Genomic DNA, 13,207 nt, shown 5'->3' with positions numbered 1-13,207 from the left:
TGACATCAAAACAACGCACACTGGCTGCTACCCTTCGCTCCCGTCTGCCTGTAACCACCTGATGCCCCACCCTGATAAAAACCACAACTCCTCTCAGCCGGCGGCCGGCGTAGCGCTGCTGGACCGCGACCACAGCATCCTGGCCTTCAACGAGCGGGTGCTGGACTGGGCGGTGCGGGCCGATGTACCGCTGCTGGAGCGCCTGCGCTATTTGTGCATTGTCTCGGCCAATCTGGACGAATTCTTCGAGGTGCGCGGTGCCCCGCACTTAATTGCGGCCCACACCAACGACTACCGCGGGGTCTATACAGTCGATTCCTTCAAGGCGCTGGCCACCGCGGCACATGCGCTGGTGGCGCGCCAGTACGCGCTGTACAACGACCAGTTGCAGCCCGCGTTTGCAGAGCAGGGTTTTCAGATCATCTCGCACGGCGATCGCAATGCGGTGCAGCGGCGCTGGGTGAAAAGCTATTTTGAACGCGAAGTGCGGCCTCTGCTGGTGCCGGTGGGGCTGGACCCGTCGCACCCGTTTCCCCAGGTGGCCAACAAGTCACTGAACTTCATCGTGCGCCTCAGCGGGCAAGACGCTTTTGGCCGCGAAAACGACATCACCATCGTCAAGGTGCCCAGGGTGCTGCCGCGCTTTATCCGCCTGCCCGATGCCGTGGCAGGGGACCGCATGCTGTTTGTGTCGCTGTCCAGCGTGATCCGCGCCCATTTGCAAGAGATGTTTGCGGGCCGCCAGGTGGGGCAGTTTTCGCAGTTCCGCGTGACGCGCCACTCCGACCTTGCGGTGGACGAAGACGACGTACGCAACCTGCGTACCGCCCTGCGCCAGGGGCTGGAAGTGCGCCATTACGGCCAGGCGGTGCGGCTGGAGGTGTCGGCTGACTGCTCGGAGCATCTATCCAAATTTTTGCTCAAACAGTTTGACCTGCCCGAGCAGGCGTTGTACCGGGTGCACGGCCCGGTGAACCTGGCGCGGCTGACACAGCTGATCGACCTGGTGAACCGCCCGGCGCTGTTGTTCCCAGCCTTCCAGGCCAGCTGGCCCAAACAATTGATGCAGGGCCAGTCGTTTTTTGAACGGCTCAAGCAGGGCGACGTGCTGGTGCACCAGCCGTTTGAAAGTTTTGACGCGGTGCTGGCTTTTTTGCGCGAAGCGGTGCACGACCCCGCCGTGCTGGCCATCAAGCAGACCATCTACCGCACCGGCCCGGACTCCGAACTCATGGCCCTGCTGCGCGAAGCCGTGCGCCGGGGCAAAGAGGTGACGGTGGTGGTGGAGCTGAAGGCCCGCTTCGACGAAGAGGCCAATATCAACTGGGCCGAAATGCTGGAATCCATTGGTGCACAGGTGGTGTACGGCGTGGTGGGCCTGAAAACCCACGCCAAGATGCTGCTGGTGACGCGCCGCGAGGGCAAGCAACTGCGCCGCTACGGCCATTTGTCTACTGGTAACTACAACCCGCGCACAGCCAGGCTGTACACCGACATCAGCTACCTCACGGCCGATGCCGTGCTGACCGGCGACATGGAGCAGGTGTTCATCCACATCGCCGGACAAAGCAAACTGCCGCGTCTGCGCAGCCTGCTCCTGGCCCCGTTCCATCTACACCGCAAGTTGATCGCCAAAATCAACGCTCTGGGTAAGGCTGCCGCGCAGTGCACGCCGGGGCGCATTGTCGCCAAGATGAACGCCTTGACCGACGAGGCCATGATCGAAGCCCTGGTGCGCGCGGGCCAGCAGGGCGTACGCATCGATCTGGTGGTGCGCGGGGCGTGCATGCTGCCTGCACAGGTGCCGGGCTGGACGGACAACATCCGGGTGCGCTCGGTGGTCGGGCGGTTTCTGGAGCACTCGCGCATCTTTTACTTTGGCAGCGGCGAGCAAGAGGAGCTGTACCTGTCCAGCGCCGACTGGATGAACCGCAATATGCTGCGCCGCATCGAGCTGGCTTGGCCGGTGACCGACCCGGTGCTGCGCCAACGCGTCATCGACGAATGCCTGGTGCCTTACCTGCTGGACGGGCGCGATGCCTGGGACCTGGGCGCAGACGGTCGCTACACCCGCACCCAGACCGATGGCCACAGCGCGCAAACCGCGTTGATGAACCGCTACAGCCAGCGCCGCCGCAGGCAAGAGAGCTGATATGGATTTGATTCTTTGGCGCCACGCCGAAGCCGAGGAGGGCGGTGATGCCCTGGTCGACCTGGACCGCAGCCTGACCCCGCGCGGTACCAAGCAGGCCCAACGCATGGCCCAGTGGTTGGACCGCCATCTACCAGAAAGCACCCGTGTGCTGGCCAGTCCGGCGCGGCGTACCGAGCAGACTGTGCAGGCTTTAGGGCGCAAATTCAAGCTTCGGCCTGAGCTGGCCCCCGGTTGTACCCCCGCGCAGTTGCTGGCCGTCGCCCAGTGGCCCGACAGCAAGGCGCACGTGCTGCTGGTGGGGCACCAGCCGGTGCTGGGGGAAACCATCGCCCAGTTGCTGGGCATGGCCGAGCCCGAGTTCTCGGTGCGAAAGGGCGCTGTGTGGTGGTTGCGCCACCGCGAGCGCGAGGGTGTGGGGCAGACGGTGCTGGTGTCCGTGCAGGCCCCAGACCTGCTTTAGGCTTTTTTCACAATCTTCTTCACGGTTTTTTTAGCAGCTGGCTTGGATGCGGCTTCGGTTGCCGGGCGGCCGGTCTTGATGGTCGGCACGGCCTGCAAAGCAGCATGCAAGGCCGCGTCGGACATAGCCGCCAGGGCTTTGATGCCAGCGCGCAGCAGTTCGCTCTTCTTGGCGGGCTGGGCCAGGGCGATGGAGCGCAGCTTCAGGTCGTCCAGCACGGTGTATTCGGCCTTGGGGATAGTGAAACTGTCGCGCACCAGCTTGGGCTTTTTGACCTTGGCAGGTTTGGCCATGGGCACCGCTTTGGTTTTGACCGCAGCTGGCTTGGGCTTAGCTGCAACCGGCTTCACGACCTTCACCACTTTGGCGCGCACCGCAACTTTCTTTGGTGCAACGGGCTTGCTCGCCACGACGGCAGGTGCAGCGGCAGCAGGTGTAGCAGGGGTCGGTACGGTAGCAACTTTGGGGGCAGTGGTCATCTATAAAACTCCAATTAAACGATTTATATAGTTTATATGGTTTTATGTGTTTTTCAAAGTGGGCGACGTACATCTGGTCCGTTTTCACCGTGCTGTCATCGGCATCCCTTAGGGTCCAGGCTTTTGCCGTTCAGATGGAGTGATGCCTTGGATACTTTTGCAGTGGATATGCCAAGCTTGGCCCGCGACTACTTTCCAGGCAAGGTCCGCCACGGGGTGGGGCCGCTGGCTGATTTGATGCGCAAAAATGCGCTGAAATCGGTGTTCCAGCCCATCGTGGACTTACGCAACGGCGGCATCTACGCGCACGAAGCCCTGATTCGCGGTGTCGAGGGCACGGCTTTGTTTGGGGCCGATGCCTTGTTTAGTGCAGCCCGCAGCGAACGGCTGCTGTTTGAGTTTGAGTTGTTCTGTGCGGGTGTGGCGCTGGAGGGCTGGGGCCGGTTACAAGAGCCCGGGCGGCTGTTTGTCAATATCAGCGCCGATGCCCTGGTGGACGTAGTGCAGTGCCAAGGGTGCGCCACGCTGGTGCAATGGGTCCGCAGCTTTGGTGTCTTGCCACGCATGCTGGTGCTGGAGCTGACCGAGCACGAGCGCGTGAACAATATGGACCAGCTGATCGAGGTCGCCCGCGAGGTGCGTGCCGCGGGCCTGTCCTTGGCGTTGGACGACTTTGGCGACGGCCGTTCCAGCCTGCGGCTGTGGTCGCAGGTGAAGCCGGAGATCGTCAAGATCGACAAATACTTCACCAAGGACATCGCCCACCACGCCGACAACCTGCAAACCCTACAAGCCTTGAAGCAAATTGCCACTATTTTTGGTACCCAGTTGGTGGCCGAGGGCATTGAGACACAGGATGACCTGCGGGTGCTGCGCGATCTGGATCTGACCTACGGGCAGGGCTATTTGCTGGGCCGACCCGAACTGTCGCCCCGGATCAAGGTACACGAAGCTGCCATGGAGGTTTTGAACGATACGCTGGTGTCGATATTTCCCGCATCGGGACGGGTGTCGCGCTCGGGTGTGTTGCGTGGCCTAGCGGTGCAGCAAGCACCTTGTGCCGATTTGCACACCACCAACGACCAGCTGTCGGCCCTGTTTTTGCAGCACGCCGAGTTGCACGCGATTGCTATTGTGGACAACGGTCGCCCGCTGGCGCTGGTGAACCGGCACCAGTTCATGACCCACTACGCAACCCCGTATTACCGCGAGGTGCATGGTCGCAAGCCCTGCCTGGCCAATGCCAACCACGCGCCGCGCCTGGTGGAGCGGGACCACAACGTGGACGAGCTGGTGGGCATCCTGACCTCGCAAGACCAGCGCTACCTGACCGAGGGCTTCATCGTGACCGAAAACGGGCGCTACATCGGGCTGGGTACCGGCGACCAGCTGGTGCGTTCGGTAACCGAAGTGCGGCTGGAGGCGGCCCGCCACGCCAATCCATTGACGTTTCTGCCGGGTAATATCCCCATCAGCCAGCACATCGAGCGCCTGATGGATGCCGGAGCGGACTTCGTCGCTTGCTACGCCGACCTGAACCATTTCAAACCGTTCAATGACCATTACGGCTACTGGCGTGGTGATGAAATGATCCGCTTGGTGGCCAAGCTGGCCCTGGCCCATTGCGATGCCAAACGTGACTTTGTGGGCCACGTGGGCGGTGACGACTTTATTTTTCTGTTCCAAAGCAGCGACTGGGTGCAGCGCTGTGAAGCCATCGTGCAGGAGTTTGCCGAGCGGGCCCTGGCCTTGTTCGATGCCCCGGCGCGGCTGGAAGGGGGCATCCAAGCCGAAGATCGGCAAGGCGTACCGCGGTTTTTCCCGTTCACCACACTGTCCATTGGCGCGGTGCGCATCCATCGCGGCCAGTACGGGCACGCGGAGGAAGTGGCTAATGCCGCTGCCTTGGCCAAACACGATGCCAAGGTGCATGGTGCGGGTTTATTTATCCGGGAATCCGCCAGCGCAACACTGGCGTAAGAGTTGGAATGCACGGACCCTCGGCAGGGCCGCAAACTGCTCTATAAAATGGCCCCATGGCCACCAAAACCCCCAAAAAGCCACCGCAGCCCGTAACCCCCGCATCCACACCCGATGATGGCGGTTCGGTCGTGCTGGAGCGGCGCACTGAAAAAATCCAGCCCCCGCAAATGCACCAGGTGCTCATGCTCAATGACGACTACACCCCTATGGAATTCGTGGTGGTGGTGATCCAGGAGTTTTTCAGCAAAGACCGCGAAACGGCCACCCAGATCATGCTCAAGATTCACCTGGACGGTAAAGCCGTGTGCGGCGTGTACTCTAAAGACGTAGCCGCCACCAAGGTAGACCAAGTACTGGAGGCGGCCAAACAGAACGGACACCCTTTGCAATGCGTCAGCGAACCCGTGGGTTGATTTGCATGGCTTGAATATGGCAAAGCACAACCCATGTAGAGTGCGTAGCAAGAGAGTCACAAAGAGTTGTTAGGTGTCGAAATGAGTAAGGCAAAAAAGGAATTCACATGATTGCCCAAGAATTGGAAGTTAGTTTGCACATGGCATTTGTGGAAGCGCGCCAGCAACGCCACGAATTTATTACCGTCGAGCATCTGCTGCTGGCGTTGCTGGACAACCCCAGCGCCGCCGAAGTGCTGCGGGCCTGCTCGGCCAGCATCGATGATTTGCGCAAGTCGCTGAGCAACTTCATCAAGGACAACACGCCCCAGGTCGCCGGTACCGACGATGTCGATACCCAGCCCACGCTGGGTTTCCAGCGCGTGATCCAGCGCGCCATCATGCACGTGCAGTCCACAGGCAGCGGCAAGAAGGAAGTCACCGGCGCGAATGTACTGGTCGCCATTTTTGGCGAAAAAGACTCGCACGCTGTGTACTACCTGCACCAACAGGGCGTGACGCGCCTGGACGTGGTCAACTTTATTGCCCACGGCATCAAGAAGAGCGACCCTCCCGAGCCCGTCAAGGCTGCTGAAAACCAGGCCGAAGGCGAAGAGGGGGGCGGCGAAAAGAACGAGAAAGCATCCCCGCTGGAACAGTTCACCCAAAACCTGAACCAGTTGGCCAAAGAAGGCAAGATTGACCCGTTGATCGGCCGCGAGTACGAAGTCGAGCGCACCATCCAGATTTTGTGCCGCCGCCGCAAAAACAACCCGCTGCTGGTGGGTGAGGCCGGTGTGGGCAAGACCGCAATCGCCGAGGGCCTGGCCTGGCGCATCACGCAAAAAGAAGTGCCTGAAATTCTGGCCGAAGCCGTGGTGTATTCGCTGGACATGGGCGCGCTGCTGGCGGGCACCAAGTACCGCGGTGACTTCGAACAGCGCCTCAAGGGCGTGCTCAAGTCGCTGAAAGACCGGCCCAATGCGATTTTGTTCATCGACGAAATCCACACCTTGATCGGTGCGGGCGCAGCCTCGGGCGGCACGCTGGATGCGTCCAATCTGCTCAAGCCCGCGCTCTCCAGCGGTCAGCTCAAGTGCATTGGTGCCACCACGTTCACTGAATACCGCGGCATCTTTGAAAAAGACGCAGCCCTGTCACGCCGCTTCCAAAAGGTCGATGTGGTGGAACCCACGGTGCAGGAAACGGTGGAAATCCTCAAGGGTTTGAAGTCGCGCTTTGAAGAGCACCATGGCGTGAAATACGCCGTGGCCGCGCTGCAGGCTGCTGCCGAATTGAGCGCCAAGTACATCAACGACCGCCATTTGCCCGACAAGGCGATTGACGTGATTGACGAGGCTGGTGCCGCCCAGCGCATCCTGCCGCCCAGCAAGCGCAAGAAAACCATCACCAAGACCGAGGTGGAAGAGATCGTGGCCAAAATCGCCCGCATCCCACCCGCCAACGTGTCCAACGACGACCGCGGCAAACTCAAGACGCTGGAACGCGACCTGAAGAGTGTGGTGTTCGGCCAAGACAAGGCGCTGGACGTGCTGGCCTCGGCTGTGAAGATGGCGCGTTCGGGTCTGGGTAAGGGCGACAAGCCAATTGGCTCGTTCCTGTTCAGCGGCCCCACCGGTGTCGGCAAGACCGAAGCGGCCAAGCAACTTGCCTACATCATGGGCATCGAGCTGATCCGCTTTGACATGTCCGAGTACATGGAACGCCATGCGGTGAGCCGTCTGATCGGTGCGCCTCCGGGCTACGTTGGCTTTGACCAGGGCGGCCTGCTGACCGAGGCCGTCACCAAGAAGCCGCATTGCGTCTTGCTGCTGGACGAAATTGAAAAGGCCCACCCGGACATTTTCAATGTGCTGCTACAGGTGATGGACCACGGCACGCTGACCGACAATAACGGGCGCAAGGCCGACTTCCGCAACGTCATCATCATCATGACGACCAATGCGGGTGCCGAAACTATGAACAAGGCGACGATCGGATTCACCAATCCGCGTGAAGCTGGCGACGAGATGGCGGACATCAAACGCCTGTTCACCCCCGAGTTCCGCAACCGTCTGGACGCGACCGTGAGCTTCAAGGCGCTGGACGAAACCGTCATCCTGCGGGTGGTGGACAAGTTCCTGCTGCAACTGGAAACCCAGTTGGCCGAGAAGAAGGTGGATGTTACGTTTACCGACACCTTACGCAAGTACCTGGGCAAGAAGGGCTTCGACCCGCTGATGGGTGCGCGTCCGATGCAGCGTCTGATCCAGGACACAATCCGCCGCGCCTTGGCCGATGAGTTGCTGTTCGGTCGCCTGATCGACGGTGGCCGCCTGACGGTGGACATGAAAATCACCACCGACGAAAAGGGCGTGGAAACGGGCGAGGTCGAACTCGACATCCAGCCGCTGCCCAAGCGCGAAGGCCGGGCCAAGCCCGAGTCGGAAGAAGCCACCGCGGGCTAACTCCGTCGTTTCCCCCTGCCTCCCCACAAAAAAGGGGCAGTACCCATGCGGTACTGCCCCTTTTTTTATAGCAAACTATACAATAGGCTAGAGCGGTAGAGTATCAAAACCTGCATATGCCTTGCGCAGCCAGGTCTTGACGCGCTGGCGTTCCAATATGCCCAGGCCATCGGTTTCGCTGCGCTCGTGCACGGCGCTCCAGAAGCTGGCGCTTTGGCGGTCGATCTTGCGCATGCTGGCATCCTGCAGCTGGGGCAACTCGATCACCCGTGCGCCGTAGGCCAGGGCCTGCTGCAGGGCGGCAGACGATTGCATCAGCGAGAAATCGGACCCCCGGCCATGGTTCAGCACAATGATGTAGTTGGGCGTATTGCCCACGCTGTTCATCAGGTCGGCCAGCAGATTGACAGAATCCTTGCCTTCGTCAACAACGTGCCAGAAATTAATCGCCACACGCAGGTCACCCAGCACTTCGAACAGGTCGGAGTCGTGGATCCAGCGGGCCAACGGGGCGGCGGTTTGCGCGGCCAAGTCCACGATGACGTTTTGCTCGGGGTTGGCTTCAAACGCCTCGGCGATCACGTCCAGCCCTTCAAAGCTATCCACCACTACCGGCGACGCGAAGTCGGGGTAAAAGCGGGTGAAAGAGTTGTGCGAACGGTCGGTGTCAAAGCCGGTAAAGGCCTTGCCTGTGTCCAAAAAGTACTGTGCCAAAACGCGGGCCGTAACGGACTTGCCTACGCCGCCTTTTTCGCCGCCAATGAAATTGATTGAACTCATGGTTTTCCCTGGAATGTGAGGCATGGGGCTTACGAAGATAAGCCGTGCCAGAGATTCTACGGGGTCGGGTTCTGTCAGCCGATCGCTTTATTAAAAAATAAGCAAGAACCATGCGCAACTAAAAGAGTGCATCGGTATCTGAGCAAGTTACCTGAAGGTAAAGGCCCATGGATCGGGGTGGAAACGGTCCCTGCGCACGGCTTTCCGTCCTAAATCGGCCCTAAAATAATATCACCTTAAAAAGCCTATCTAAGTCATTGATCTTGCGTGAAGTTTTTGATTTAGATACACTTGGTCACATACGTTTATGCCCGGAGATCATCCCATGTCCTCCTCTGAAAGCCCTGTTTTGAACCGCTTGCTACAAATTGTTGCCGTATTTACCTGCTCCGTAACGTTGTTGGCGGCTCCTGCGCACGCAGCGCAGCGCAAGAAGGTTGAAATTCAAAAAACCCACACCAGCAGTGCTGTAGCCAAGCGCAGCAGTGTGAAAACAGTGCGTGTAGCCCGTGCGTCCAAGACGAAAATTAGCGCCAAGTCGCGGGCTGCCATGCGTCCTGTGGTCGCCATCATTCCGGCCAAGCCCTCGTTTGGTGAATTGGCCGGTTTGCACGGCGCACCCGATGCGCTGGCGCTCAAATCCAGCGTGGCTCTGGTGATCGACCAAGACACCCGTGAAGTGTTGTTCAGCAAAAATGACCAGGCGATATTGCCGATTGCGTCCATCACCAAGCTGATGACCGGCGTGGTGATAAACGAAGCCCATTTGCCGATGGACGAAGAGATCACTATCACCCAGGACGATGTAGATACTGAAAAACGCAGCCGTTCGCGCTTGACCGTGGGCTCCACCCTGAGCCGTGGCGAGTTGCTGCACCTGGCACTGATGTCCAGCGAAAACCGTGCTGCCCACGCCCTGGGCCGCACTTATCCTGGCGGCTTGCCCACCTTTGTGGCTCTGATGAACGCCAAGGCCAAAGGCCTGGGCATGAAAGATACGCGCTATGTCGAGCCCACCGGCTTGTCCAGCGACAACCAGTCCAGCGCACGCGATCTGGCCACCCTGGTGAATGCCGCCTACAACGAACCCACTTTGCGTGAACTCACCACGTCGCAAGGCTACCAGGTCGAAATCGGCAGCCGCATGATGCAGTTCAACAATACCAATCGCCTGGTGAAAAATCCGGATTGGGATATCGGCCTGCAAAAGACCGGCTTCATCAATGAAGCAGGCCAATGCCTGGTCTTGCAGGCCAAGGTTGCGGGCCGCAAACTGATCATGGTGTTTCTGGATTCCGCTGGCAAACTCAGCCGTATTGCCGATGCCGAGCGTGTACGCCACTGGGTCGAAGCAAACCACATGATGACCGCGCGAACCGCGGTCAAGATCGCAGGCTGATCCTGACGACCTGACCCAGCGGCTATCGGCCGCCTGGGGCTACTTTGTATCCCAAGGCTGATGAAATTGCGTTGGCCGTGGTCTGTAGTTTGGGCAGCCAGTTTTCGTCCAGCCGGTCTGCCGGGGCCGAGATAGACAATCCGGCCACTAAGCGGTTCTGGTCATCGTACAGACCCACCGCCATACAGCGCACCCCCAACTCCAGCTCTTCGTTATCACGGGCAATGCCGTATTGGCGCACCCGCGCCAGCTCGCGCTCCAGCTGGCCCAGGTCGGTCAGGCTGTTCTTGGTCTGGCCGCTAAGGCCTGTACGCGTGGCGTAGGCCCGCACGCGCTGCGGGTCGTCGATAGCCAGAAACAGCTTGCCGACCGACGTAAGGTGCAAGGGCGCGCGGCCCCCAATGGCCCGCACCACCTGCATGCCTGAGCGCTCGCTGAAGGCGCGCTCCACATACACAATTTCGTCGCCCTGGCGCAGGCTCAGGTTCACTGGCTGCTGCGTCAGGCGGTGCAGTTCGCGCATGGGGGTCAATGCGGCATCGCGCACACTCAAGCGGCCCTTGACCAAGTTGCCCAGCTCCAGCAAACGCATGCCCAGCCGGTAGCTGCCCGGCTCGGGCCGGTCCACAAAGCGGCCGGTGGCCAGATCGTTCAGGATGCGGTGAGTGGTGGACGGGTGCAGGCCGGTTTTTTCGCTGATTTCCTTGAGCGACATGGCCTCTTCGCGCGAGGCCAGTACATCGATCAGGGCGAACATCCGCTCTATCACCTGGACGGTCGGTGTGGCGGGAATACTGGGGTCGGTCGCTTTCATGGGCAGTTCTCACAAGATGTGTCGCATCTTACCTTGTGAAATACCAAATTGCATGATGTGAAATGACGGAGCTCAGCCTTCAGTCCAAACACCCTCGCGCAACACCTCGTGGGGTAAAAAACGGGCCTTGTACAGCATCTTCGGGCTCTGGGCGATCCAGTAGCCTAGGTAGACGTAGGGAAGACCCAGTTGCTCGGCCTGCTCGATCTGCCACAACACGTTGTAAGTGCCGTAGCTGGCGCGTTCTTCGGGCTCGTAGAAGGTGTAGACGGCCGACAGCCCGTCGTCCAGCACATCCAAAATCGACACCATCTTGAGCGCGCCGGGCGTGCCATCTTCCAGGGTTTCGCGGAACTCCACCAGGCGGGAGTCGACTCGGCTTTGCAGCAAAAACTGGGTGTACTGGTCGATGCTGTCTTGGTCCATGCCGCCGCCCGCGTGGCGGCCATTCTGGTAGCGCAGGTAGAGCTGGTAATGCTCGGGCATAAAACCCAGGTGCAGTACCCGGGCCTGCAGGCTGCGGTGCTGTTGTTTGGCGCGCCGCTGGCTGCGGTCGGGCTTGAAGGCAGCTACCTGCACCCGCAGCGGCATGCAGGCCTGGCAGCCGTCGCAGTAGGGGCGGTAGGTAAACAGGCCGCTACGCCGAAAGCCGCTGCGCACCAGTTCGGAATAGGTGTCGGTTTGGATCAGATGGCTGGGCGTGGCCACCTGGGAGCGGGCCTGCCGCTCGGGCAGGTAGCTGCAAGGATAGGGTGCAGTGGCATAAAACTGCAGGGTTTGTAGGGGCAGGTCGGTGAGGTGTGTCACGGGGTAGCCAGCGGTTGGGGTTGCAGAGCGGTCCAATAGTGCGGGTCAAATTGCCAAACCGGGCCTGTCAGCCTGGCATTCACCGCCACCTGCGCGCAAAACGCCGAGCGGGTAATTTCGCGCGCACCCAGCGATGCCAGATGGGATGTATTTTGCTGGCAATCCACCAGGGGGATGCCATGGACACGGCAAAAACACACCAAGGCCGCCAGCGCGATTTTGGACGCATCGGGCACGCGGGTGAACATCGACTCGCCAAACACGGCATTGCCAATCGCCACGCAGTACAGCCCGCCCACCAGTTGCCCGTCGATCCAGGTTTCTACGCTGTGCGCGTAACCCGCATGGTGCAGTGCCTCGTAGGCCTGCACCATGTCGGCCACGATCCAAGTGCCCGACTGGCCGGGCCGCAGGCTACCCGAACAGGTCCGGATCACCTCGGAAAATCTGGTATCAAATCGGACCTCAGCGCTTGTTTTAACTATAAAGTTAGCTATGGTTTTGCGCAACGAGCGGTGCAGCCGGAATGCATCCACCCGCAACACCATGCGCGGGTCGGTGCTCCACCATAGAACCGGCTGGCCCTCGCTGAACCACGGGAAAATGCCGTGCCGGTAGGCCTCCAACAAGCTGTCCACATCCAGCGAGCCGCCCGCTGCTAGCAAGCCCGGGGCCGGGTCCATTGCCCCCCAGGCCTGGCTGACCGGCGGAAACGCCTCTCCAGGTACGAGCCATGGCACGGGATTTGGGGCGTTAGACCGGGCGGAGGACATGCAACAATTTTAAAGATTTAAGGGGCCAAGCGCTCGCGCAACCAGAACGAGCTGCTATCTAAGGTGTAGCGCAACCGGTCGTGCAGGCGGCTTTTGCGGCCTTGCCAAAATTGCCAGTTGTCGGGCTGCAGGCGGTAGCCGCCCCAGTGCGGCGGGCGCGGCGGGTTGAGCAGAAATTTGGCACCGAACTTGGCTGCATTGGCCACCAGCACGCCACGGCCCGAAATCACCTGCGACTGCGGCGAGGCCCAGGCCCCGATGCGCGAATCCAGCGGGCGGCTGTGGAAGTAGGCATCGCTTTCCTCATCGCTGACCTTGGTCACCCGGCCTTCGATGCGCACCACGCGCTCCAGTTCCACCCAGTGGAACTGCAGGGCCGCAAATGGGTTGCCCGCCAACTCCTGGCCTTTACGGCTCTCAAAATTGGTGTACCAGACAATGCCGCGCGCATCAAAACCTTTGACCAGCACGATGCGGGTGGAAGGGCGCAGATCGTGGCCCACGGTGGCCAGGGTCATGGCGTTGGGTTCGGGCACCTGGGCGGCGATGGCCTCGTTCAGCCATTGGTCAAACTGCTGCAGCGGATCGCTGTGCGAGGCTTCTTCGTTCAGTTCGGCGCGTTCGTAGCTTTTGCGCAGGTCGGCAAGTGCGGTGTTGGATAGGCTCATAGCCTGATTGTGCCGCTGAACAAAGCCTG

General features: G+C 60.4%; 12 protein-coding genes. 6 read left to right on the top strand and 6 right to left on the bottom strand.

Translation table 11 applies throughout. From position 1 onward, the window contains the following. The first annotated feature begins 61 nt into the window (after nt 1–61). Together ppk1 and sixA are read left to right on the top strand one after the other, a co-directional pair. The gene (gene ppk1, locus Q0T48_RS16155; RefSeq protein WP_295958107.1) at nt 62–2,152 is read left to right on the top strand and encodes a polyphosphate kinase 1; all 2,091 of its coding nucleotides are present in this window, start codon (nt 62–64) and stop codon (nt 2,150–2,152) included. Between the two features lies 1 nt (nt 2,153). Next, nucleotides 2,154–2,615: a phosphohistidine phosphatase SixA gene (gene sixA, locus Q0T48_RS16150; protein WP_295958103.1), complete on the top strand. Its 462-nt coding sequence runs from the start codon at nt 2,154–2,156 to the stop codon at nt 2,613–2,615. Here sixA and Q0T48_RS16145 read toward each other — a convergent pair. Continuing rightward, the gene (locus Q0T48_RS16145; protein WP_295958101.1) at nt 2,612–3,094 is read right to left on the bottom strand and encodes a hypothetical protein; all 483 of its coding nucleotides are present in this window, start codon (nt 3,092–3,094) and stop codon (nt 2,612–2,614) included. The two genes, sixA and Q0T48_RS16145, sit on opposite strands and share 4 nt — an antisense overlap. Before the next feature lie 168 nt (nt 3,095–3,262). Here Q0T48_RS16145 and Q0T48_RS16140 point away from each other — a divergent pair, with 168 nt between their 5' ends. The 3 genes from Q0T48_RS16140 (at nt 3,263) to clpA (ending at nt 7,937) form a co-directional block, all read left to right on the top strand. After that, on the top strand, nt 3,263–5,074 hold the full coding sequence (locus tag Q0T48_RS16140; protein ID WP_295958098.1) for a GGDEF domain-containing protein: 1,812 nt from the start codon (nt 3,263–3,265) through the stop codon (nt 5,072–5,074). A 56-nt stretch (nt 5,075–5,130) separates the two neighbouring features. Further along, nucleotides 5,131–5,490 (top strand): ATP-dependent Clp protease adapter ClpS, encoded by a 360-nt coding sequence (clpS, locus tag Q0T48_RS16135; protein ID WP_295958095.1) that lies wholly within the window; start codon nt 5,131–5,133, stop codon nt 5,488–5,490. A 107-nt stretch (nt 5,491–5,597) separates the two neighbouring features. Next, on the top strand, nt 5,598–7,937 hold the full coding sequence (gene clpA / locus Q0T48_RS16130; RefSeq protein WP_295958093.1) for an ATP-dependent Clp protease ATP-binding subunit ClpA: 2,340 nt from the start codon (nt 5,598–5,600) through the stop codon (nt 7,935–7,937). Between the two features lie 87 nt (nt 7,938–8,024). Here the strand turns inward: clpA and Q0T48_RS16125 are convergent, their stop codons facing one another. Continuing rightward, nucleotides 8,025–8,717 carry a mobilization protein gene (locus Q0T48_RS16125; RefSeq protein ID WP_295958091.1) on the bottom strand — a complete coding sequence of 231 codons (693 nt, stop codon included), beginning with the start codon at nt 8,715–8,717 and terminating at the stop codon, nt 8,025–8,027. 325 nt (nt 8,718–9,042) lie between these two features. Here Q0T48_RS16125 and pbpG point away from each other — a divergent pair, with 325 nt between their 5' ends. After that, the gene (gene pbpG / locus Q0T48_RS16120) at nt 9,043–10,116 is read left to right on the top strand and encodes a D-alanyl-D-alanine endopeptidase (RefSeq protein WP_295958088.1); all 1,074 of its coding nucleotides are present in this window, start codon (nt 9,043–9,045) and stop codon (nt 10,114–10,116) included. Nucleotides 10,117–10,138: 22 nt separating this feature from the next. Here the strand turns inward: pbpG and Q0T48_RS16115 are convergent, their stop codons facing one another. The 4 genes from Q0T48_RS16115 to pdxH form a co-directional block, all read right to left on the bottom strand. Then, on the bottom strand, nt 10,139–10,930 hold the full coding sequence (locus tag Q0T48_RS16115; RefSeq protein ID WP_295958086.1) for an IclR family transcriptional regulator: 792 nt from the start codon (nt 10,928–10,930) through the stop codon (nt 10,139–10,141). A gap of 72 nt (nt 10,931–11,002) precedes the next feature. Then, nucleotides 11,003–11,737 carry an arginyltransferase gene (locus Q0T48_RS16110; RefSeq protein ID WP_295958083.1) on the bottom strand — a complete coding sequence of 245 codons (735 nt, stop codon included), beginning with the start codon at nt 11,735–11,737 and terminating at the stop codon, nt 11,003–11,005. After that, nucleotides 11,734–12,510, bottom strand: coding sequence for a leucyl/phenylalanyl-tRNA--protein transferase (gene aat, locus Q0T48_RS16105; protein ID WP_295958081.1), 777 nt, complete (start codon nt 12,508–12,510; stop codon nt 11,734–11,736). Before aat ends, Q0T48_RS16110 begins: the two co-directional genes overlap by 4 nt. Nucleotides 12,511–12,527: 17 nt before the next feature. Then, a complete protein-coding gene (gene pdxH / locus Q0T48_RS16100) occupies nt 12,528–13,178 on the bottom strand; it encodes a pyridoxamine 5'-phosphate oxidase (protein ID WP_295958078.1) in 651 nt (216 codons plus the stop codon). Nucleotides 13,179–13,207: the final 29 nt, after the last annotated feature.

It is taken from the genome of Rhodoferax sp. (assembly GCF_025354435.1).
Classification (GTDB): Bacteria; Pseudomonadota; Gammaproteobacteria; order Burkholderiales; family Burkholderiaceae_C; genus Rhodoferax_B.
This window is presented reverse-complemented; position numbering and strand designations above follow the sequence as displayed.